The 22,379-nt window shown below is 63.3% G+C and carries 21 protein-coding genes; 8 read left to right on the forward strand and 13 right to left on the reverse strand.

What is annotated here, in order from left to right:
* Nucleotides 1-85 precede the first annotated feature (85 nt).
* Both GSQ75_RS15450 and GSQ75_RS15455 read left to right on the forward strand, forming a co-directional pair.
* On the forward strand, nucleotides 86-691 hold the full coding sequence (locus tag GSQ75_RS15450; protein ID WP_254058603.1) for a hypothetical protein: 606 nt from the start codon (nucleotides 86-88) through the stop codon (nucleotides 689-691).
* Nucleotides 692-906: 215 nt separating this feature from the next.
* Nucleotides 907-1,476 (forward strand): hypothetical protein, encoded by a 570-nt coding sequence (locus GSQ75_RS15455; protein WP_158755729.1) that lies wholly within the window; start codon nucleotides 907-909, stop codon nucleotides 1,474-1,476.
* A gap of 62 nt (nucleotides 1,477-1,538) precedes the next feature.
* Here the strand turns inward: GSQ75_RS15455 and GSQ75_RS15460 are convergent, their stop codons facing one another.
* Both GSQ75_RS15460 and GSQ75_RS15465 read right to left on the reverse strand, forming a co-directional pair.
* Nucleotides 1,539-2,057: an adenine phosphoribosyltransferase gene (locus tag GSQ75_RS15460; protein ID WP_158755730.1), complete on the reverse strand. Its 519-nt coding sequence runs from the start codon at nucleotides 2,055-2,057 to the stop codon at nucleotides 1,539-1,541.
* A gap of 52 nt (nucleotides 2,058-2,109) precedes the next feature.
* The gene (locus tag GSQ75_RS15465) at nucleotides 2,110-2,388 is read right to left on the reverse strand and encodes a DUF2007 domain-containing protein (protein ID WP_158755808.1); all 279 of its coding nucleotides are present in this window, start codon (nucleotides 2,386-2,388) and stop codon (nucleotides 2,110-2,112) included.
* A gap of 136 nt (nucleotides 2,389-2,524) precedes the next feature.
* On the opposite strand from GSQ75_RS15465, the gene GSQ75_RS15470 reads away from it, so the two are divergent.
* The 4 genes from GSQ75_RS15470 (at nucleotide 2,525) to GSQ75_RS15485 (ending at nucleotide 7,597) form a co-directional block, all read left to right on the forward strand.
* Nucleotides 2,525-4,285 carry a glutamine--tRNA ligase/YqeY domain fusion protein gene (locus tag GSQ75_RS15470; RefSeq protein ID WP_158755731.1) on the forward strand — a complete coding sequence of 587 codons (1,761 nt, stop codon included), beginning with the start codon at nucleotides 2,525-2,527 and terminating at the stop codon, nucleotides 4,283-4,285.
* A gap of 13 nt (nucleotides 4,286-4,298) precedes the next feature.
* Nucleotides 4,299-4,856, forward strand: a complete 558-nt coding sequence (locus tag GSQ75_RS15475) for a nucleoside deaminase (RefSeq protein WP_158755732.1) — start codon at nucleotides 4,299-4,301, stop codon at nucleotides 4,854-4,856.
* Nucleotides 4,853-5,602 (forward strand): VTT domain-containing protein, encoded by a 750-nt coding sequence (locus GSQ75_RS15480; protein WP_158755733.1) that lies wholly within the window; start codon nucleotides 4,853-4,855, stop codon nucleotides 5,600-5,602. Before GSQ75_RS15475 ends, GSQ75_RS15480 begins: the two co-directional genes overlap by 4 nt.
* Nucleotides 5,603-5,719: 117 nt before the next feature.
* Nucleotides 5,720-7,597, forward strand: coding sequence for a hybrid sensor histidine kinase/response regulator (locus GSQ75_RS15485; RefSeq protein ID WP_254058604.1), 1,878 nt, complete (start codon nucleotides 5,720-5,722; stop codon nucleotides 7,595-7,597).
* A gap of 30 nt (nucleotides 7,598-7,627) precedes the next feature.
* Here GSQ75_RS15485 and GSQ75_RS15490 read toward each other — a convergent pair whose 3' ends face one another.
* The 6 genes from GSQ75_RS15490 to tssB all read right to left on the reverse strand — a co-directional run bounded on the left by GSQ75_RS15490 (nucleotide 7,628) and on the right by tssB (nucleotide 12,120).
* A complete protein-coding gene (locus GSQ75_RS15490; RefSeq protein WP_158755734.1) occupies nucleotides 7,628-8,383 on the reverse strand; it encodes a YkgJ family cysteine cluster protein in 756 nt (251 codons plus the stop codon).
* 35 nt (nucleotides 8,384-8,418) lie between these two features.
* Entirely contained in the window at nucleotides 8,419-8,859 is a 441-nt protein-coding gene (gene tssE / locus GSQ75_RS15495; protein ID WP_158755735.1) for a type VI secretion system baseplate subunit TssE, read from the reverse strand.
* A gap of 18 nt (nucleotides 8,860-8,877) precedes the next feature.
* Nucleotides 8,878-9,429, reverse strand: a complete 552-nt coding sequence (locus tag GSQ75_RS15500) for a type VI secretion system tube protein Hcp (protein ID WP_158755736.1) — start codon at nucleotides 9,427-9,429, stop codon at nucleotides 8,878-8,880.
* A gap of 92 nt (nucleotides 9,430-9,521) precedes the next feature.
* Nucleotides 9,522-10,010 carry a type VI secretion system tube protein Hcp gene (locus GSQ75_RS15505; RefSeq protein WP_158755737.1) on the reverse strand — a complete coding sequence of 163 codons (489 nt, stop codon included), beginning with the start codon at nucleotides 10,008-10,010 and terminating at the stop codon, nucleotides 9,522-9,524.
* 21 nt (nucleotides 10,011-10,031) lie between these two features.
* Entirely contained in the window at nucleotides 10,032-11,513 is a 1,482-nt protein-coding gene (tssC, locus tag GSQ75_RS15510; protein ID WP_158755738.1) for a type VI secretion system contractile sheath large subunit, read from the reverse strand.
* An 88-nt stretch (nucleotides 11,514-11,601) separates the two neighbouring features.
* A complete protein-coding gene (gene tssB / locus GSQ75_RS15515; protein ID WP_158755739.1) occupies nucleotides 11,602-12,120 on the reverse strand; it encodes a type VI secretion system contractile sheath small subunit in 519 nt (172 codons plus the stop codon).
* Between the two features lie 221 nt (nucleotides 12,121-12,341).
* On the opposite strand from tssB, the gene GSQ75_RS15520 reads away from it, so the two are divergent.
* Nucleotides 12,342-12,794: a cupin domain-containing protein gene (locus GSQ75_RS15520; RefSeq protein WP_158755740.1), complete on the forward strand. Its 453-nt coding sequence runs from the start codon at nucleotides 12,342-12,344 to the stop codon at nucleotides 12,792-12,794.
* Between the two features lie 50 nt (nucleotides 12,795-12,844).
* On the opposite strand, the gene tssA is transcribed toward GSQ75_RS15520, so the two are convergent.
* The 5 genes from tssA to GSQ75_RS15545 all read right to left on the reverse strand — a co-directional run bounded on the left by tssA (nucleotide 12,845) and on the right by GSQ75_RS15545 (nucleotide 21,429).
* Complete coding sequence (tssA, locus tag GSQ75_RS15525; RefSeq protein WP_158755741.1) at nucleotides 12,845-13,930, reverse strand: type VI secretion system protein TssA; 1,086 nt, start codon at nucleotides 13,928-13,930, stop codon at nucleotides 12,845-12,847.
* A gap of 68 nt (nucleotides 13,931-13,998) precedes the next feature.
* Entirely contained in the window at nucleotides 13,999-17,508 is a 3,510-nt protein-coding gene (locus GSQ75_RS15530) for a type VI secretion protein IcmF/TssM N-terminal domain-containing protein (protein WP_158755742.1), read from the reverse strand.
* 11 nt (nucleotides 17,509-17,519) lie between these two features.
* The gene (locus tag GSQ75_RS15535) at nucleotides 17,520-18,866 is read right to left on the reverse strand and encodes a DotU family type IV/VI secretion system protein (protein ID WP_158755743.1); all 1,347 of its coding nucleotides are present in this window, start codon (nucleotides 18,864-18,866) and stop codon (nucleotides 17,520-17,522) included.
* A 5-nt stretch (nucleotides 18,867-18,871) separates the two neighbouring features.
* Nucleotides 18,872-20,299 carry a type VI secretion system baseplate subunit TssK gene (gene tssK / locus GSQ75_RS15540; protein WP_158755744.1) on the reverse strand — a complete coding sequence of 476 codons (1,428 nt, stop codon included), beginning with the start codon at nucleotides 20,297-20,299 and terminating at the stop codon, nucleotides 18,872-18,874.
* Nucleotides 20,300-20,343: 44 nt separating this feature from the next.
* A complete protein-coding gene (locus GSQ75_RS15545; protein ID WP_158755745.1) occupies nucleotides 20,344-21,429 on the reverse strand; it encodes a TraB/GumN family protein in 1,086 nt (361 codons plus the stop codon).
* A gap of 186 nt (nucleotides 21,430-21,615) precedes the next feature.
* Between GSQ75_RS15545 and GSQ75_RS15550 the strand changes: the two genes are divergently transcribed.
* Nucleotides 21,616-22,272, forward strand: a complete 657-nt coding sequence (locus GSQ75_RS15550; protein ID WP_158755746.1) for a response regulator transcription factor — start codon at nucleotides 21,616-21,618, stop codon at nucleotides 22,270-22,272.
* The last annotated feature ends 107 nt before the right edge of the window (nucleotides 22,273-22,379 follow it).

Consider the following 22,379-nt stretch of genomic DNA (forward strand, 5'->3'; position numbering starts at 1 on the left):
ACCGGCTGATCGAGCTGAACAGAGCACTGCCAGCCATCATCACCAGGCTGGTTCCGAACAACGTGGGGCCAATCGCAGATTTCGGATGAGCATGCGCAAACTATGGATCGGCGTCGCCCTGCTGCTGGTGCTGTGGGGCGGCACTTCGTGGTGGCAGCACCGTCCACTGCATCAACCACCGGGCGTGATTGCGCCGGATGAACCCGAGCAGGACAACATCGAGGATGGCGCGAAGCTGCAACACGGCGACGTGACCCTCACCACCCGCGCCCGTTTCATCCTCACCGCGCGCGTGCTGTCGCGCGCCGATTATTCCTGGGGCGCCGACGCCAAATTGATCCCCGAAGACCTCGCACTCGGCTGGGGCCGCATGTCCGACAGCGCAGTGCTGGCCAGCATCGACATCAGCCAGTCCGACCGTTTCTACTACTGGCACGTGAAACAGTTCCCGATCCCGCGCCGCGAGATCGAGACGCACAGCGCCAACATGCACATGATCCCCGCCGACGCTGGCGTGCTGCACGACCTTAAGGAAGTGCGCCCCGGCGAAGTCGTACATATCGAAGGCTTCCTCGTCGACGCCAGCCGCCCCGACGGCTGGCGCTGGAAAACCTCGATGACCCGCGACGATGTGGGTCCGGGCGCGTGCGAGCTGGTTTATGTGGAGAGCCTTGGCATCGTCACACCGTAAATCCTGTTACACCCGCGGATTCACAGGCGTAACTCGGTTTACATCTACAAAGTGCCGAATGACAACGGAGCGCGGCTATTTGCGTAGCGCATCTGCAGTAATACAAAACGTTGCATAACAAGGAAATCCGCTGCTTGTACGAGGCGCGATCAAGACTACATACTCGATGCAATGCTCCGGATCCGGGGGGGCTACTTCACGTTAGTGCTCAAACCATGCAGCCAAACAGCTGGAACTCACTAGAAATTGCCAAACTCGTAGCAGGGATTCTCACTCCGATTGCACTCGCAGTGCTTGGCATATACCTGCATCGACTTGCCAAGCGATTTGAGTATCTACAATGGCGCAACCAAAAGCTCACTGAAAAAAGATTATCGGTGTATGACTCTCTTGCTCCAAAACTCAACGATCTATTTTGCTACTTCACATATGTCGGTGCGTGGCGAGACATGTCACCAACTTCCGTCGTAGGACTTAAGCGCTCAATAGACAAAGAGATCCATCTCGCCGCGCCGCTTTTCGGCAAAGACTTCTTCAAGGCGCTTATTGCGTTCCAAGATACTTGCTTTGAGACATTCACTGGCTGGGGGCGTGATGCTCGTCTCCGCACTGAATGTGAACGTCGCCGCGAGTACTATTCTGGGGACTGGCAAGCTTCTTGGGATAGTCTTTTCAGTGAAAATGTGTCTAGTACTACGAGTATAAAGCTCGCGTATGCACACGCTATGCAGGCATTCTCAAAAGATATTGGCGTTCACGAACAGGCTGGAGCAAGTGAGCGCTAACAGTTCCAAGCGGACGCTCTGAACTAACACTTCAGGAGTCGTCACGATGCCCAAGCCAAGCTTCAATAACGCAACAGGCTGTGCAGTTGTTGGCCCCCTGACCAACGATCTCGCCCGCGCAGCGCAAGCAATTCGATGACCACACTGGCACCCATCAGCTCGCCACCAAGCTGCTCGACCAGCGCACGCGCCGCCGCCAACGTGCCGCCCGTGGCCAGCACGTCATCGACAAGCAACACGCGTTCGCGGGGCCTCAACGCATCGCGTTGCGCTTCCAGCCGGTCACTGCCGTATTCGAGCTGATAGTCCACCGACACCACCGGCGGTGGCAGCTTGCCGGGTTTGCGCAGCGGCACGAAACCGGCGTGCAGTTTCTGCGCCAGTGCGGCGCCGAAGATGAAGCCGCGTGCCTCGATGCCGCACACGGCCTGCACGCCGCTGCCCTGCCACGGTTCGGCCAGCGCGTCGATGCAGCGGGCGAAGCCGCCGGCGTCGGCCAGCAGCGGGGTGACGTCGCGGAACATCACGCCGGGCGTGGGGAAATCGGGCACGGCGCGGATCAGGGCGGTGAGGTCTTGCATGGAGCTTCCTTGGAGGTGATGCGATCGCGGAACCGCGGTAGCTGACCTTAGTTCAGCAGGGCATGAGCTGCGGACCGTCGGGTAGATCGCCGATCTCGTCAATGGCGAGCCGCGCCTCGCTCAACTGCGCCTCGACCGCGTCCACGATGCCGCTGGCGAGCGCCAGGCTCGATTCGGGCACCATCACCGCGATGTAGTCCATCGCGGGTAATTGGCCTACCGCGCCGGTGAGGTATTCGCCGGCAATGAATGCCGGAATACCCTCGGCTTCGAGCGCATCCTTGACCAGATGGGCGTCGAACAGGTTCTGGGCTCGATAAATGGTGTGCATGGCCTGCACGCTACGCCCCGGCATGGGCGCGAGGCAAGCGACGCCTTGTCCCAGCTTGCATCCGGGGCGATCTGCGCCCGGTAACGCCGACAGGGTAAACTTGGGTGTTTCCGCCACCGCCTGCGAGTTTTGCCCGATGTCGATTGAAAATCCCACCATCGCACCCGCCACGCCAACGGCCGCCGTGCAACAGGATTTCATCCGGCAGATCGTGCGCGAGGACCTCGCCGCCGGCAAGCACCACGCGGTGCATACGCGCTTTCCACCCGAGCCCAACGGCTACCTGCATATCGGCCATGCGAAGGCGATCTGCCTGAGCTTCGGCATCGCGGCTCAATTCGGCGGCTGGTGCAATTTGCGGCTGGACGATACCAACCCGGGCAAGGAAGACCCGGAGTTCGTCGAGGGCATCAAGGACGACGTGCGCTGGCTCGGCTTCGAATGGCACTCGCTGCGCCACGCTTCGGATTATTTCGAGGTGTTCTACCGCTCGGCGCTCAAGCTGATCGAGGACGGCGTGGCCTATGTGGATGACCTCAGCGCCGAAGAGATGCGCGAGTACCGTGGCACGCTGACCACCGGTGGGCGCCACTCGCCCTACCGCGAGCGCAGCGTGGAAGAAAACCTCGACCTGTTCCGCCGCATGCGCGCGGGTGAATTTGCCGATGGCGCCAAGACGCTGCGCGCGAAGATCGACATGAGCGCGGGCAACATCAATATGCGCGATCCGGCGATCTACCGCATCCGCAAGATCGCCCATCAGAACACCGGCGATGCATGGCCGATCTACCCGATGTACGACTACGCGCACTGCCTGTCCGATGCGATGGAAGGCATCACCCATTCGCTGTGCACGCTGGAGTTCGAGGATCATCGCCCGCTGTACGACTGGTTCGTCGACAAGGTCGACCTGCCGAACCATCCCGAGCTGTGGCAGTCGGTGGTCGCCGCAGGTCTGGAGGCGAAGCCGGCCAAGCCGCGCCAGATCGAGTTCTCACGCCTCAACCTCAGCTACTGCATCACCAGCAAGCGCAAGCTGGCGCAGCTGGTCAGCGAGAACTTCGTCGACGGCTGGGACGACCCACGCATGAACACGCTGCGCGGCCTGCGCCGGCGCGGCTTCACGCCGGCCGGGCTGCGCCTGCTGATCGAGCGCGTCGGCGTCAGCAAGCAGAACAGCGTGATCGACTACTCGATCCTGGAGAACTGCATCCGCGAGGATCTGGACGTCACCGCCGCGCGCCGGATGGCCGTGCTCGACCCGCTGAAGCTGGTGCTGACCAATCTGCCGGAAGGCCACGCGGAAACGTTGACCTTCGCCAACCACCCGAAGGACGACAGCTTCGGCACGCGCGAAGTGCCATTTGCACGCGAGTTGTGGATCGAGCGCGAGGATTTCGCCGAAGTGCCGCCGAAGGGTTTCCACCGCTTGAAACCGGAAGGTGAAGTGCGCCTGCGCGGCGTCGGCATCATCAAATGCGAACAACTGATCAAGAATGCCGATGGCAACGTGACCGAGCTGCATTGCACGCTCGATCCGGAAACCCGTCACGGCATGCCCGGTGCTGACCGCAAGGTAAAAGGCACCATCCACTGGGTCAGCGCAAAAGATGCCGTCGCTACCGAAGTGCGCATCTACGACCGCCTGTTCAACGTATCTGCACCTGACAGCGAGGAAGACGGCAAGAGTTGGCTCGAGCACGTCAACCCGCAGGCCAAGCGCGTGGTACAGGCGTGGCTGGAGCCGGCCGCAGCCAGCGCCGAGCCGGAGCAGCGCTACCAGTTCGAGCGACTGGGTTATTTTGTGGCCGACCGCGTCGATCATCGTGCCACGGCACCGGTGTTCAATCGCACCGTGACACTGCGCGACGTCTGGGCGAAACCGGCCGGCCAGTAAGCGGAGAAACACCATGCTTCCTCTGCAAATCCATCTGACCCTGCCGCCATGGATTGGCGACGTTGCCGACGAAAGCCGGATCTATCTCACCGATGAGGACAAAGTCGGCCTGGCGATCGAGCTGTCGAAGCACAACGTCGAGCACAGCAACGGCGGCCCGTTCGGCGCAGCTGTGTTCAACGAGGCGGGGCGGCTGATTTCGGTCGGCGTGAATCGCGTGGTGCCGCAGACCTGTTCGGTGGCCCATGCGGAAATGATGGCGTACATGACCGCGCAGCAGCGGCTCGCCGCGTTCCGGCTCAACGAACAAGGCGGCCGTTACATCCTGGCCACCAGCGCACAGCCGTGCTGCCAGTGCTACGGCGCCACGGTCTGGGCCGGCGTCGACGAGCTGCTGATCGGCGCGCGCGCGGAAGACGTCGAGGAACTCACCGAGTTCGACGAAGGCCCGTTGCCGGCCGACTGGATCGGCGAACTGCAGCGCCGCAACATCGTGGTCCGCCGCGACATCCTGCGTGACCAGGCGCGCACCGTGCTGGCTGCCTATGGCGCCAGCGGCACATCGTATTGAGCCGCTGGCGCGCCGCGCTGCCGCTAATCCTGCTGCTGCTGGCAGGTGTCCTGCTGTTCGCCTCTGGCATGTTCGACCGGTTGAGTCCGGAAAACGTGGTGGCGCACCAGCAGCTATTGCATGTGCATATCACCGAACATCCCTGGCTGGCCCGACTGATCTTCATCGGCCTGCTGACCCTGGCCACGTCCACCGGCATCCCCGGCACGATCGTGATCATCCTTGCCGGCGGCTTCGCGTTCGGCACGATCGAGGGCACGATGTGTTCGTCGATCGGACTGACCCTTGGTTCGCTGATTCTCTACCTGGCCAGTCGCTACGCGTTTGGCGCCGGCAGCAAGCATCCTCCGGTGATCGTCGCGAAGCTGCACCACAGCTTCGAGCGCCACCCGGTGAGCTACACGCTGTTCCTGCGTTTCGTGCCGATCGTGCCGTTCGGCATGGTCACGGTGAGCCTGGCGTGGCTGCGTTGCCCGATGTGGCTGTTCCTTGGTGCTACCTGGGTGGGCGGCACGGTGATGCTGGTCTTCGAGAACCTGATCGGCGCCGGGGTCGGCCAAGCCCTGAGCCACGGCGACCACCTGGGCCTGAGCCTGCTTCTGTACCGCCCGATCTGGCTGCCGCTGTGCGGCGTCACCCTGCTCTCGCTGCTGCCGTTCCTGATCGAGCGCCTGCTGCTGAGATACCGGCATCACCATCCCGAACCGCCTCACGCCGAATCACCCCGGCCCAGCGACGAAGGCTGAGCCTGGCCGTCCAGCCGACGCCTTTCGGTCGGGCTGCCGGATTCTGCTTTTCGCGCTAGGCTCAGTGTCGACGGGTACCGTGCCGGGGGTCGGACAGACAAGATGGCCAGGTTCTGGATGAAACGGCTCTGGCGTCGCGCCTCGCTGATGCAGCGGCTGGGCTTCGTTGCCCTGGTACCCACCCTGGTCACCGCGTCCCTGCTGGCGGCCATCCTGACCCATTACCAGTTGATCACACTGCGCAGCATGGGCCAGAACACGGCTGATGCGGTTGCCACCCAGGCGGCATCGATCACGGCGGGCCCGCTGCACGATATGCAGCGTCGCGAACTGATCCGCATTGCGCAATCGATTGCCAAGCTCCCCCATGTGGCACGCGTGCAGATCAGCGCGGCCAATGGGGAGATCCTCGCTGACAGCCACGGTCGCAGCGAGGCCACGCCGCAAGACAGCCTGACCGTGGTGCGCGACGTACTCGACAGCGATCAGCCGCAAGCGCCGCCATTGGGCTCGGTGATGGTCGATGTAAGCCTGAGTGAGGCGATTGCCGCGCAACGTGCCAGCCTGCGCATTGCCCTGCTCGCGCTGGCGGCAAGCCTGCTGGTTGCGGCAGTGATCGCGTGGCAGGCCGCAAGCTGGATCAGCGCGCCATTGCGGCGACTGGCGCACGCGGTGCATGAACTCGGGCGTGGCGATCGCCCGGTTGCCGTCCGTGTCACCGACCAGACCGAGATCGGCGAGTTGCAACATGGCTTCAACACCGCCGCCGCGACCCTGTTCGACATGCACCGCGGCATGGAACAGGAAATCGAACACGCCACCCAGGAACTGGCACACAAGAACACGGCGCTGGAGGCGGCCAGTGTGGCCAAGGCGCGCTTCCTCGCCGCCGCCTCGCACGACCTGCGTCAGCCACTGTATGCGCTGACCCTGTTTTCGTCTGCGCTCGCGGTCGACGAGCATGATCCGGTACGGCTGGACCGCATTGCGCACATCCAGGAATGCGTGGAGGCGCTCGACCACCTGTTCAGTGAATTGCTCGACCTGTCGCGACTGGAAACCGGCGCGATGCAGATCGAGATCAGCGAATTCCCGCTCGACCCGGTATTCGAGGAAGTGAGCCGCAATTTCCGCATGATCGCCGAGCAGCAGGACCTGCGTCTGACCGTACGCACGACCGATCTGTGGGTGCGCAGCGACCGCACCATGCTCGCGCGCATCCTAAACAACCTGGTCAGCAACGCACTGCGCTATACCCAGGAGGGTGGCGTGCTGGTCGGCGCACGTCGACGGCTGGATGGCACCGTGCGGATCGACGTGTGGGATACCGGCAGCGGCATCGCGCCGGAGCATCGGGAACGCGTGTTCGACGAGTTCTATCGGGTGGATAACCCGGGCAGCGCCGAAAACTCCGGTGGCCAGCACCGCGGCCTCGGCCTCGGCCTGGCTACCGTGCAACGACTGGCCGAACTGCTGGATACCCGTGTTGTGCTGCAGTCCCATGCGGGGCGCGGCAGCGTGTTCAGCTTCCACGTATGCGAAGTACCGGCGCAGCAAATCCACCTGGTGCAGACCGAGGAAGCGCCGCTGGATGTATCGGGCATGCGCGTGCTGGTGATCGACGATGAGCCGGCGATCCTTTCCGGCATCCGCTATCTGCTGCGCAGCTGGGGTTGCGATGTGGCGACCGCCGAAGATCGCATACAGGCACTGGAGGCCGCGGAAAACTGGCCCGGCCAGCCCGACATCGTGATCTCCGACCTGCGCCTGCGCGACGGCGAGAGCGGCCTGGATGCACTGGCCGCACTGGATCATTACTACATGCGCGATGGCATGCCGCCTTTCCCGCGCCTGCTGATCACCGGCGAAACGCGCAGCGACCGCCTGCGCGAAATCCAGGCGGCAAAGATTCCGGTGCTCTACAAACCGGTGTCGCCGGAGCAGCTGCGCGAGGCGATGATGGCCGTCTGGACGTCTTCACGCAACGTGGTCTGATACCGGTGCATGGTGACCTGGAACACTCGCTCAAGTAACCGACTGCGTCGCTCCAAGCAGCTCGAATACCGACTCCAGTTGCGCCGGTCCGCTGCTGGTTGGGGGTGCTGCCGGATGCATCTGCGCCCATTCCGGCGCGATGATCAATGGCACCCAGCTTGCGCTCGCTGTGTCCTGTGCCGACTCCAGCCGATGCAGAGCCACCGAGACTTTCACCGGCATCGGCACGCAGTCGATGGTCGAGGCACTCGGTTGCGCGCAATGCGCCACCGGCGAGGTGACCAGATATTCCCGACAGGCCAGCGGCCGCTCGTGATAGATCGAACACGATTCATCCAGCAGGAACGGACAGGCAATGCCCAGCCGGAAATAGTCGAGACCGAACCTGCGTCGTTGTTCTAGCGTCATAGGCGATGTATCGAGCAACGTATCGAGCTGATCGGCAGCCTGAAGCCTGCTGCGGGCCTCCGCGAATCGCACCACCACCTCGGCCCTTCGCGCCTCAGGCAATGCGTCCACCACCGTTTGCAGACGATGCGCTTCGGCCGGCGCGATCGGTACCAGCTGCCGACAGCACGCGCCACACCCTTTCTGACATGACACCTTTTGGCCCGCAGCTTCCACCTTGTGTATAGCGGCATCGACCAGTTGATCGGTCAGGATGCGCAACGCCGGCAGCAGCTGCTGCGCGGTTGCCGTGCCGCCGGGGACGGTCAGCTCCAGCGCGAGCGGTTCGCCATCGACGCGCAGCGCGATATTCGCCGTCACCTGGCATGAGGTGGTCACATGATGCCGGCGCGGCCGCGTACGCTTCTTCGCCGTCATCGCACCTGGTACGACTGCGTGTTGAGCTGAAGCACCGCGTCGAACTGCACTTTCTCGCGCTCCGGGCCAAGGTTCATCAGCGCCTCCACCCGGAAGCGCAGGGCACGTTCATAGGCGCGCTGCGATTCCAGCACCACGCGCACCCGGGTCAGCCGCGGCTCGTGCAGGCCGATCGCGACTTCCAGCGTGCGACGGATGCGGTCGCGGTCACGCGGACTGAGCAGGCTGTAGGAGGAAAAATCCGGGATGCCGAACGTCAGCGAAGATTTGCGACATTCCACAAATGCCTCCGGCAGCACGCGCGCCGCTTCGGAACGCGTATTGAGCAACGCCTCGAGATCGCGCGATACCAGATCACGGAAGTCGGCAAGCGACATGCCACGACCGCTGTCTTCGGGCAGCGGCTTGTCGGACAGGCGATCGAGAACGGAGCGCATCAGGCTGGTCCGTGTGATTTACATCGCCGCATTGAGCTTGCGGTCCCAGCCGGCGTGCTTCTTGCCTTCGGAGGTTCCCTTGCGACCTTGCGGCTGGTAGGTGAATTCGATCCGCGTATAGCTGAGTACAAACTGCTCTTTCGGAAACACCGCGTCGCTTTCGACGCCTGATGACCAGCGCGAAACCAGCACATCCTGCAACTGGATCTGCAGATATTCCAGTGCTGCCCCGCCTGATGCCTTGCGGCAGGTGAGAATCGCCTTGGCGATTTTCTGACGCGTGGTGGCAGCCTTCAGCAAGGGCGCGGACGCGGCATCAATGCGCTTGCGCAGATGCAGGTCACCCACCCGCACGCTGCCGGCCAGTGCCTGGCCAAAACCTGCCGCGTCGCCACCGCGACGGAATACCGGAAGGTTATCGCGACCACCGGAGGTACGGGGCGTCTTGTCCTCGGCAGTCTCCTCGTTGACACCGAAAGACCAGCCGTCAATTTCGATCTCGGCAGCGTGTTCCTCGTCATTTGACTCGCCCTGGATGCCATCCAGCTTGAGGAAGAAATCGTTGCTCATCAAACCCATTCCCGGTGGCTACTGTCATACCCTCGCACGGCGCCCTCGCGGGGTGTCGTACGACACCCCGCGAGGGCGCCGCAGCAACTTCATCAGATCGCTTTATTCAGGGCCCTGTCGTAACCGGCGACAATCTTTCCTTCGAGTGAACCGTCAGTCTTCTGTGGCGCATACGAGAAGGTGACCTTGTTGTAATTGAAGACTGCAGTTTCACGGGGAACCGAATGTTCATCGCTGGCCGAGACCGAATAGCCAGAAACAAACACTCCCTCCATTTCCACCGTCAGATGCTCCACTTGTCCACCCTTGCCACCCGCCTTGCGACAGGTCAGCAATATCTTGGGGATGTGCAGGCCGCTCCCTACCGCGTTGAGCAGCTTGGGCGTGGACTTGTCGGCGAACTTGGTTACGCTGAAGTCCGAGAAGTCGGCCTTGCCGGTCCCCAAACCACTGTTTTTCCCGCCCGAACCTACATTGGTGGCACTCATGTGCCACGACTCGATCTCGATTTCGTTTTTGTGCTTTTCGTCGGTCGCCTCACCTTGGATACCGTCGATTTTCAGGTAGAAATCAGTTGCCATGGATCAATCCTCAATAGATTCTCAACGCGCCGACTTCGGAAGCTCGGCCACCAGACGCAGCGAGACGCTCAGTTCGTCCAGCTGGTAATGCGGCCGCAGGAAGGCCACCGCCTTGAAAGCCCCCGGCTTGCCGGGGATATCCACTACCTCGATGCTCGCTTCGCGCAGCGGATACTGTGCTTTCATCTCCTGCGAGGCGTTGTCGTCCAGCAACACGTACTGGGTAATCCAGGTGTTGAGGAAACGCTCGACGCTGGAGCGCGAGGCAAAACTGCCGATCTTGTCGCGCATCATCGATTTCAGGTAATGCGCGATGCGACTCACGGCGAAGATGTACTGCAGCTGCGATGCCAGCCGCGCGTTCGCGTTGGCGGCATCGGTGTTGTATTCCTTCGCTTTTTGGGCGGACTGGGTGGAGAAGAACGCCGCGTAGTCGGAGCCCTTGCAATGCACCAGCGGGATCATGCCAAGATCCGCCAATTCCTTTTCGCGACGATCAGTGATTGCTATTTCGGTGGGGCACTTCAACGCCACCTCGCCATCGTCGGTGGCGAACGTGTGCGTGGGCAGGCCTTCCACCAGACCACCACCCTCGACACCACGGATCGCCGCGGTCCAGCCGAACTTGGCGAACGCGTCAGTGACCTTGCTGCCCAGCGCATAGGCTGCATTGGTCCACAGGTAGCGGTTGTGATCCTTGCCGGATACATCTTCGACGAAGTTGAAGCTCTCCACCGGTGTGGTATCCGGCCCGTACGGCAGGCGGCCGAGCACATGTGGCATCGCCAGGCCCACATAGCGTGAATCCTCCGAACCGCGAAACGACTTCCACTTCGCATACTCGACAGTGTCAAACACCTTGGCCAGGTCACGCGGGCCGGCCAGATCGGTAAAGCTTTCGAAACCGAAAAGTTCCGGCGATGCCGCCGACAGCAGTGGCGCATGAGCAGCCGCGGCCACGTGCGACATCTCTTCCAGCAGGTACATGTCCTCTGGCTGCCGGCTGAATTCGAAGTCGCCGATCATGGTGGCGAACGGGGCGCCGCCGAAGGTGCCGTATTCCTCTTCGTAGATCTTCTTGAACAGGGTTGACTGGTCGAAGTCCGAGGCGTTCTTGAAGTCCTTGATCAGGTCCTTCTTGCTGCAATTAAGCACCTTGATTTTCAGCGTGGTGCTGGTCTCGGAATTGTCGACCAGATACTTCAGGCCGCGCCAGGAACCTTCCAGCTTCTGGAACTCCGGCGCGTGCATCACCGCCGAAAGTTGATCGGAGAGCAACTTGTCGATGTCGGCGATGCGCGCATCGAGCGAAGCGATCGCATCGTGCGAGATGCTGATCTGCCCGTCGGTGACCTGATTCACCAACTCGGCGATCAGGTCGCGGGTGCGGTCGCGCTCGCTGTCGGTCTTGGCGATGCGGCTCTGGCTGAGGATGGAATCGAGCAGGCTGCCTTCCTGTGCGGCGGCGGTGCCCTGCGCGGATTCTTGCTGTGTGCTGGCCATGTCTTGATCCCTGCGATATCCGTGATGGAGAGATGTATCCGTCCGATCGGACGATGGCTCGGTTCCACCGCCCGGCGTGACGAACAGCTCAGCTTTCCGAGCCGCCGCCGGAGCCGACTTCCTTGGTCAGCCGCGTGATCTGGTCGGTGTTCTGCAACACCTCGTTGAGCAGTTCCTCGAACTTGTCGTTGCCAGCCATCTTGTTGCGCAGGTCGGCCAGCTTCTGGCGCGCTTCGAGCAGCTTGCGCAGCGGTTCCACCTGGTTTGCCACGGCTTCCGGCGTGAAGTCTTCCAGGCTCTTGAAGTTCAGTTCCACACCGACCTTCGAGCCGTCACCCTTGAGCTTGTTGTCTACCTGCATCTGCACGCGCGGCTTCATGCCCTTGAGCACCTCGTCGAAATTGTCCTTGTCGACATTGACGAACTTGCGCTCTTTCAGTTTCGCCAGCGGCTCGGCCGGCTGGCCGGTGAAGTCGCCGATGACGCCTGCCACGAAAGGCAGTTCCTTCTTTTCGATCGCATCGCCCACTTCCACGTCGTAGGTGAGCTGCACGCGCGGTGCGCGAACGCGATCCAGCTTGTGCTGCGTGCTTTCTTTCTTGGCCATGACGACTCCCCGGCAGTTGGGCGGTGCCCGTTGCGCGAATACGCAACGGCGATGGCAGAGAAGTCTAGGAAGCCGCCGGGCGCGAGAGAATTAGCCGTACGGCCAGTCGGTGGCCTATGACTTTGGGGGTGGTGTACCTTTTCATACCATCTGCCCACGCCACGCATGCCAGGCGAGGCCGGCCATGACCTCAGTCAGAGCAGCCCCCACCGAGACTCCTCATGCCACGTATCGACCCGAACCAGATAAGCCCACGCACAGGCTCCAGCTATCCCCACCCCTTCGCCGAGCAAGCCGCCGGGCGCAGCAAGCAGGCGCTCGGTCAGGCTGGCGGCCTTGTCGACTTCGGCGTCAACCTCAGCCGGTTACCGCCCGGCGCCTGGTCCAGCCAGCGCCACTGGCACGCGCTCGAAGATGAGTTCGTCTATCTCCTGTCCGGCGAGCTGACTCTGATCACCGATGCCGGCGAACAGATCCTGCGAGCCGGCGATTGCGCCGCTTTTCCCAAGAACGTGCCCGATGGCCACCACTTCATCAATCGCAGTGCAGAGGTGGCGGTGTACCTGGAAATCGGGACACGCTCGGACGATGATGTATGCAATTACCCGGACATTGATCTACGTGCGGATGAGAACGGGTATTCGCACAGGGATGGAACGCCGTATCCACGCTGATTGCCACGCTTTTGCTTCCTCTCCCCCCAAGAGGAGAGGAAGCAAAACAATCACTCGTCTGGAATACCCACCCGATCGCGGATTGAGGCAAGTACAGCGCTGTCACGAACCACTTCACTGAGCCATGCATCGAGTGGCGTATTTGCCCACGCCACGGCCTTCTCCAGCATGAAGGCGACCGGGTTGTGCGGCTCGGTGCGGCGAAAGAACACCGCAATGTCGCTGATCGTGCGTAATGCCGCCTGCTTGCTGGCGGCACTGTTGCCGGAGAGATCCAGGGTGGGACCGCCGCCCGAAGTCATGGTGGCAGGCGACGACACGAGCGGACTCGCGGCAGCTTCCTGAGCATCGCCCGTGATGGTGGTAGCGGTACCACCGACACCCTTGGCCTGTGCGACCTTGCCGACCAGCTGACGAATCCGCTTCAACGCCTCTTCCACGGCAGCCAGCGAGGGTGCGGCACGGCCGAGCCGGGTGTCGGCGATGCGCTTGAAGTTGTCGAATGAGGTCAACGCGGCATCCGCCTGCTCCAGCATGCGCAGCACCACCTCATTGGTGGACTCCAGCATCGCCTTGTCGAAGGCCTCGCCGGTGAGCCGGCCTTCATCCAGCGCCGCCTTGTGTGCCTCCTGATTCTGCCGCGCCAGGTTGTCGACCTCGCGCGAATCCTGCCAGGCCAGCAGGGTCATCGGCTTGGTGCTGCCGGTCAACGGTATCTTGCGCAACGCATCGCTGGCATAGATGTTGAACCAGGCGAGCTTGGCCGCACGCTCTTCTGCATCGTCACCATCAAGTTCCGGAAACAGGCCATCCCACAGGTTTTCCAGCAAGCCACTGAGCAGTTCGAACGACTGTCCGGCACCGGCCAGACTCTCCATCGAGATCAATGCCTCGCCCAGCCACACCGCCATCTGCAGATCCTTGCTCTGCTTGGTGAGCACTTCGCTGGCGAGACGGATCACCAGCCGCCAGTCGGCCACTTTCAGGTCGGTCTGCCACTCACCTTGGCGCAGGTTGGGATCGTCGGCGCGGCGCGCATCGCGCACACGGTCATAGACATCGTTGAAGCTCACATCCTCGCCGCAAGGACGGTCGGGTGAGATCGGCGCAAGCAGTTCGGCGATATCGATGCTCATGGTGTTCTCCCTGCGGACCCGCTTGCCCGCTCGTTGGTTCGATGCTGTCGTGGTTTATTCGACGTGGTCTATTCGATGATGGCGCCGGGCATCGTCACCGGCGTGTTGCGTGCGCTGAGGTACTGCTTCATCGCATCGGACAGGTCCACGCCCAGGAACACCCGCGCCTGACTGAAGCCAACGTCGTGCAGGCGCCCGGTGATGTCGGCCCATTGCAATGGTGTATACGAATCGCGGAAATCGGCCAGCGCGAAGCTGTGCGAGCCGCCGGCGAAATCCTCCAGCAATTGCAGGAAGCCATCCTGCCCCGAGTAGAGCTTGGTCAGCACCAGCGGCTCGGCTGCCGCCGGTGCGGCGGCGCCCGCGGCACTGGCCGAACCGGCCGGTACCAGCGCCACTTCGGCCGGCCCGGCTTGTTCAAGGCTGATGCGCAGGCTGGCCTGCAGGCAGTTGGCCGGCGACCAGAACACCGCGACCTTCGACTCGGCCAGCGACTGCGCCTTGCTGCTGGCGCTGAAACTGCGGTCCTTGCAGTCGATCTGCAGCACTGTGCCGAGTGCGCCTTCGGTGAGACTGCCGAGCTGGCTCGGGCCGGTGAAGCTGAAGCTGCCGACCAGGAATGGCTGATCGGCATTCAACGCTGGCTGCGCCTGGCTCTGCGCCGTCATCATCGCCTGGAAGCCCGGCGTCAACGGCAGCGCGATACCACCGACCTTGATCGGCGTGTGTTCCTTCTCGCTGACGAACGGTGCCAGCCAGTCGTTGACGAAGGCATTGAGCTTGCCCTGCGCGCCATACAGAGCAGCCATCTGCTGATCCGGCGGCAGCTGCTTCAGCGCCGTCGCCACGCCGTCGTTCCAGCGTTGCTGCACATAGGCCGCGGCGCGTTGCACGGTGAGATACAGCAGCAGATGCGAGGGCCCCTGCACCACCGACCACGCGCCAAGGTCATCGCCCATGAACTTCGCGGCGTAGTTGTCATCGGGTCGATCGACCGACTGCAGCAAGGTGGCGTATTCGGATGCCGGTGGCTGGGTCGGCGCACCCTTGGCGTGATAGATATCGGCCACGATCTGGTACAGGTTCTGATCGCCGCCCTGCGCCTGCAGGCGCAGATAACCGTTGGCGAACAATGCCTGCTGCTTGTCCAGCACGTCGCGGCGCGTATCCAGCATCGCCAGCAGCCAGGTCGGCGGGGTCAGCTTGGCGCTGCTGAACCAGCCGCCGACGGCATGCCCGAGAAACGCGCCGAACGGTTTCCAGCCGCCCCAGCCAGCCGCCCTGGTCTGCGCCCAGGCCTGATGCCAGCGCAACGAGAGCGGCAACTGCAGCGGAAGGCCCAGCAGGTTGTGCTGCACGCTGTCAAAAAAAAAGCGGTACGGATTGTCGTTGCCGGCTGCGCGCGTCGCCAGTTCGTCGGTATGTCCCTTCCACAGGTTCACGCCATCAAAGAAGCGGCTCTGAAACTGCGCCCAGGCATGGAAGTAACTGGTGAAGTAAGCGCTGCGAAAGCCATCAGCCAGACTTTTTTTTTCCGCCAGGGTGTCGCCGATGGTGTCGGTCATCGGCGACACCACGCCGTTCCATGTTTCCACCGTATAGGCACCGGAAATCGTCGGCAGGCTACCCGCGTCTACACCGACCAGGCGATCCGCCGGCAGCCAGTAATCCTGCAGGCGCGGGCCGGTCATGCGCGCATCGGCCCACGCTTCGAGATCCTGCGGGCGCGGTGTGTACGCGGTCAGCAAGCGCTGCAGCTCGCCCTGCAGGCGATGCTCTTCATCGTCGAGTACCTCGCTTTTCTGCCAGCGCAAATAGCCGAGGTAGGTGGTAAGCAAGGCATCCGCGTTGTCGCGGTCGCGGCGCGTATCCGCATCGGCGGTGAAGAATGGCGCGAACAGGCGCGAGCGCGGATCGAACACCACGTTGTGCGGCAATTCGCTGTCCAGGCAGCTGGCGCCACGACCGCGGCAGTGCTGCAGGATGCGCAGGCGCTGGGTGATCGCCAGCACGTGCTCGATGCCGGCGCGGCCATTGGCCATGTCGCTGTCCAGCATCTGGTCGTAAGGCGCCAGGATCAGGCTGGAAAAATCGCCTACCACTTCCTGCTTCAGCTGTTCGATATCGCGATCGGAACGGCGCAGGCCGAAACCGAGCTGGCTCTTGTCGGTACTCGCTTCGAGCCGCTCGATGGTGCGGCCACAGGCCGCCACCCAGCCGATGCGCCCACTGGCGCCGGCATTCTCGCGGCCCTGACAGGCCGCCCGCGTCTGCGCCAGCAATTGCGCATCGTCGGTGCGCGCCTGACTGAGGCCGTAGGTGAGATAGCCGGACAAACCCAGCAAGGCCGCGACGCCGAGTGCAGCCACGCCCATCCGTCCGGCGCTGCCCTTCAGGCTCGGCATCGCCAGCGGCTGGTCGGCTGGCAGGAAGCGCGTGAACAGGTCGGCGACAAACGCACCGGCCGGCGTATCGGGGACCGGACCGCCGGCAAAGTAGAGACCGCGCCAGCGCGGCGTGCGCTGGAACGGATTGTCTTCCAGCAGCAGGCTGACGAATTTCCGCAGCCCGCCCTGCAGGCGCATGATCGATTGCACGAACTCGAACACGCCGCGACGTCCCTTCACCTCGTGCTGTGCCGCAAGCGCAGTCAGCCGCAATGCATGCAGGCGCTCGGCCATCGGCGCGAACAGGCTGTCGAACTTCGCACTTGTACCGGCGCTGACAGTCTCGCTTTCTGGCAAGCGCCAGCCCATCGCCTGCGCAAACGCCTCGGCTGGCACAGCGGCACGGAAGGCGCCGTAACCCGTCAACACCTCCAGCCCGGTCACCACCACATACACCGGCAACTGGATCTGCAGGTGCTCCATGCTTTCGTCGACCAGCCGGCGCAAGCGCATGCTGACATCCTTCAACGCATCGCCGTTGCCGAGCAGGCTGCGTGCGCTTATGCACACCACGATGCCGTTGAGCGGCAGCTGGTCGCGCTCGCTGGCCAGTTGCATCAGCGCCTGGTACCACAGCCCGCGTTCGGTCCGCGCTGACGCGTCGCAGACCAGTTTCGGGCTGACCTCGATCGCGATCATCGACTTGAAGAACCACCAGCGCCACACCGCGTCGGCATCACTGCCCGCCGGCTCGGGGAACGGCGATGCGGTACTCGCTGCCTGCAGCAGGCCATGCACGCCGGCGTCGGCATCGCCGAGGAACAGCATCCACGGTACGCGGTACAGCGAATTGCGCCCCCCGGCCATTTCCGGCGAACGCTGGATCGCATGCTTGGCCGCCTGGATGGCGGCACTCATCTTCGCCAGCGGTTCGCGTTCGTCGTCCGGATTGCCCGGACCAAGATCACCGATACGCTGCCGCGCACGCCCCGCGCGTGAATACTTGCGCGCGCCCTTGGTGAACCACCACAGCACCGCCAGTGCGGCGAGACACAGCCCGAGCAGTTGCCAGAAGCGCGGCGGCACGCCGGGGATCAGCGCCGGCGCAACGAACACGATCAACACCAGCAGCACGATGCCGCCGAGCACGTACAGCGCAGGCCGGAACCAGGTTTTCTGAGTGAGGCTCATCGCAATAGTCCTCAGCGTGCCGGTTCGGTCTGGATGGTCATGAAATCGGCAACGAACTTGTCGCTGCTGCGATTGGTGTCGATGGCCTGCTTGAGCAGCGGCAGGTAATCCTTGGCCGGCTCCTGGTCAGGCCGGAAGCCGGTGTACAGCGGCGTGGGCGAGGCAACCACGGTGATCAGCTCCTGCCCGAATGGGGCATCGACGGTGATCCAGCCACCACCCTGCACGCCCGCCTGGCCCACGTCGATCTGCTGACTGGCCGGAATGACCTGCCCGCTGTGCGGCTCGCGTGTGTTCGGGAACAGGTGGATCACTTCGCCTTCGACCGTGTAGTAGTCGACGTAGAGATAGCTGTCATGGTTGGCCTGGGTGAGCTTGACGATCACCTGCTCGTCCTTGACGAAGCGGTCGCTGTGGCCGGTGGTCGGCGTCACCGCGAGACCGTCGTGGCGATCGAGGTTGCGTTGCCGGTACGGCGTGAGCAGCTTGACCACTTCGCAGTGTGGCCAGATCAGCACCTTCACCTGATAGTTCGAGCTCTTCACGCCTTTGATCGCGTCGATGTCGCCGCGCAGGTGTTCGAGGTCCACCGGCTTGGAGACGTAACCGTTCACCGCAGTCACGCCGTCCTTGTCCACCGTGGCAGATAGGTCAGCACAGCTGTAGCCGGCGATCTCCTGATCCACCAGCTGCTGCACCGTGGGGCCCGCCACCCGCGCCGGCGACAGGAAGAACCACACCAGATAGGCCAGTGGTACCAGCAGCGCCACCACCGCACCGACCTTCATCAGCAGCGCGTCCCACTGCTTGGGATAACGCGGCCCGGCGGGATCCTTCATCTGGTACGGCTGCGGGGTGATCTGCTCTTCGCGCAGCGTGTGCAGCGGCGCGGGCGCCACCGGCAGCTGGCGGCTGTTCAATTCCTTGATTTTTCCCAGCTCGCCGTGGTCGCCAGTCTCGAAGTAGTACTGGCCGACGAAGCCGAGCAGTAGCGCGTGGTAGTACACCTCGCGCACTTCGTCGTCGCCGCCCTTGAGGTTGGACAGGTGCTCGAAGAACTCGTTGCCGGCGTTGTTGGTGTTGAACAGCGACACCTGCAACGGGCTGGCCTGGCTCCACCAGGATGGATTGCGCGTGATGATCTCGTCGAACCAGGCGACCACCGCGAACGCCGCCGACTCCACCGCCGCGGGTGGCTTGCCGGCAGCCAGCGCTGCACTGCGCGCCTGCTCGATCAGTGTGCGCGCCTGCGCGTATGCCTCATCCACGCTGCCCTGCGCCGTGCCGGCAGCGACCTGTTCGTCGATCGCCAGACCGAGCGAAAACAGCGGAGTGAAGTACTCGAGCATGCGGGCCATCGCCGTTACTCCTCCGCGCCCACGGGATACAACTTGATCACCGTTTGATCCGGCGGCAGGTCACAGAACACCGCCATGTTTCGCGCGTTGCGGATGTTTTGCCAGAATGGATGCCGGGTATCGATCAGGAAGTACGTCGTGTTCGGCGTCTTCTGCGGCAGCTCTTCCGGCGGCACCGGCAGCAGGTCGATCTTCAGGCCAAACAGTGCGGCCTGCAGCAGGCGTGGCATCTCTTCCACCGAACAGATCTTGCCGGTGCGCGACAGCCGTCCAAACAGATCCTGCCCGCGCAGTTCGGATTCGAAGGCGAGATAGAAGCGCGTCTTGTCCGAGTCGAACAGGTTGGGCGGCAACTCGGCCTTGTACAGCTTGCCGTCGTAGGTCAGCGTGATGCCCACTTCGGCACCCACGGTGAGCGCCTTGATCAACGTCTCGGCACGCTGGAACGCGATGCGGAAACAGGCACGCAGGTTGTCGTGGTCGTACGGTGGCAGCTCGGTCTCGGCGGGGTTTTCACGCAGGCCGCCGGCAAAACTGATTTCCTCGGAGAACACCGAAAACTCGGCCACCAGCTCGCGCAGCTGCAGGTACAGCGGATACGGCGAGATCACGCCACCACGCACCGCCTCCTGCAGGTCGGCGATGTAGCGTGCGAAGGTCTGCATCATCACCACGCGCATTACTTCCTGCGCACTGGTCGAGGCGGCACGGATGCCGCGCTGGCGCTTCACGCTGGAGAAATCCGCCCCGCGCGAAACCAGCAGGTCGCGCAGGCTGCGCGTCCAGCGACTGAGGTTGACCGAACCCTGCAGCGCCACCAGTGGTGGTATGTAGTCGGGCGACAGCTTGAAGCGGCCCGGCCCGTTCGGCACGATCTCGGCGAACTTGTACGATTCGCATGCTGCGAGCAGCGCCTCGGCGCCTTCGTCCAGGCTACTGACGATCTGCGCCTGGTAGCCGAGGAAATCCACTTCGGCCGCGGGCGCCTGTGGATCGTACGGATCGACCCGCGATTCGCCCTCCAGCCGATGTCGCGCCGGCAGGCGGCCGCGCTCGTCGCTGCGGCCCAGGCCGTCGAGCGTGCGTTCGCGCTTGAGCACCAGATGCAGCGAGATCGGATCGTTGTTTGGCACACTCAGCTCGAGCAGGCTGCGTTCGGGTACACGTGCATTGCCGCCGCCTTCGGCGGTGGCCGCAACGCCGCCACTGATCAGTTCGCCCTGCCGGGTCAGCAGTACGAAGCGCTCCAATGTAGCCATGCCGGTGGCCAGCGCATCCTCGCGCAGCACCAGTGCTTCGTAACCCCAGTGGTAGGGCGAGAACTGCCGGTGCAGCCGCAGTGCATACGCCTGCTGCCAGGCATCCTGTGCCTGCAGATGCTGCGGGGTGAGGAAACCACCCTGCGCCCAATGTACCTGCCGTGCTACCTGCATGACCTGCGTCCCTTGTCAGTGTTGCCGTGTGATGCGTACGCCGTTCACCATGGCTGCGCGCTCACTTCGAAGCCGCGCCGGGCGAGCCCGGCGAGCAACCCTTCCTGGCCGGTGAGATGGATCGCGCCCACCGCGACGAAGCAGCCGCCCCCGCGCAGCAGTGGCTCCAGCTCCTCGATCCAGCGTGCGTTGCGTTGTTCGATCAGACAGCCGCGCGCATGCTGTTCGGCGACTTTCGCCTGCGCATCCAGCCCATGCATCGCGTCTATGTCGGCCAGCCAGCCGGGCAGATCACCAGTGCGATAGAACGCCAGCGAGCGCTCGGTTTCGGCACGCAATTCCTGCGGATCGGCCAGCCGCTCCTGTAATACCCGCGCGTATTCGGCGGGTGAGGTGCAGTCGAGCGCGGCGAGCTGGTCCTCCAGTGTTTCCAGATGCACCAGCTTGAGGCCATGCGCACGCGCGGTGTCTTCCACCACGCTGTCGATATTGCGCTGGCTGGCATCCCTTGCATTCGGCTCCGGCGCATCCAGCCCCTCTTCCAGCAGCGTCATCGCCACCCATGGCTTGAAGCGGTTGAGCTGCGGACCCTTGTGCTCGGGCAGCAGCGTGGCCAGCTCGATGAACTGGGTGCCGCCGATCAGCATCGCCAGATTCTGACCCGGCGCCAGGAAACGATAGCGGTCGTAACTTGGTTGCCACGGTGCATCGCCATCCACTTCGTTGATCAGCATGCGCTGGGCCTGCACCGCATGGCGTACACGCTCGGCATCCAGCCCCAACTCGGCTGGCGAACCGATGTGGATCGTGCCGAACACCAGGCTGTCCGGTGCGCCGGGCTGCGGCGAATGGATACGGAACAGCACGCCGCGCGCGGCACGCCAGTCGAAATCACCGTTCGCCACCACGGCGGGCGCAGCTGGCGACCGCGCTATCTGCACCGAAGACGGCAAAGGCGTCCTGGCCGAGGATGCAACCGCCGGTACGACCGGCAACGCTATCGATTGCGGCGACGATGACGTCTGCACCAGCGGTTGCGTCCATGCCGGCGCTCCAGCCAGCAAGCCAGCGCACAGCACGAGCAGGCCCTGCCAGCCTCGCCGCCGTGTCGCTGTGAGCGCCATTGCCATGGCCATTTCCCTGTCGTGAATCATCAGCGATTCTCACGACGGCCCGTCGCAACGGCCATATCACGGAGAGCCTAGGCCGTTCGGTTTGGCTTCGATCAGTTGCTGCCGGCACGCGCTGGGGCTATGTTGCTGCGGACTCAGACGTGCCGCGGCGGGAGTGCCGCGATACCGCCACGGGGAACGGATATGCGGATACTGATCGCGGACGACCATCGACTGATCGTCGAGGGAGTCAAAGTCAAACTCGCCGAACTCGGTGCGGACACCGAGTTCTCGGTGGCCATGGACGTGGGCGAACTGCGCCATTCGATCCAGAACGATCCACCGCCCGACCTGGCACTGATCGACCTGACCATGCCCGGCGGCGATGGCAATGCACATCTCGCCGAAACCATCCGCCATCTTCCCGGCGTGCCGGTGATCGTGCTGTCGGGCTCGGAAGACCCATCGCTGATCAAGGAACTGCTGGCGATGGGCGTGCAGGGCTTCATCCCGAAGGCCTATTCACCCGAGGTGATGCTGTCGGCGGTACGGCTGGTGTTGTGTGGTGGAGTCTATGTGCCGCCAATGCTGTTGCAGGAACTGGGCAACTTCGCTGGTGCTGCCACTGCGCATGGCGAACCGGCAGCCTCGCTGGAGGACCGGCTGCGCAAGCTGCTCACCGAGCGTCAGATCGACGTGCTGCGGCTGTTGTCGCAAGGCAAGCCAAACAAGGTGATTGCGCGCGACCTCGGCATCAGCGAAGGCACCGTCAAGATCCACCTCGCGGCAATCTTCCGCGCGCTCAACGTGCGCAACCGGGTCGAGGCCGTGGTTGCCTCGCGGCGCATTAGCGGACTTTGACAGCAGCAATCGGGGCACATGCCTGTCATGACAGGCGTAACACGGCGTGCATCGGCACAGCGTAAGCTAGATCGACAAGGGTCGGGGATGACTTTGTGCGCATAGTG

Source organism: Dyella sp. S184 (assembly GCF_009766065.1).
Classification (GTDB): domain Bacteria; phylum Pseudomonadota; class Gammaproteobacteria; order Xanthomonadales; family Rhodanobacteraceae; genus Rhodanobacter.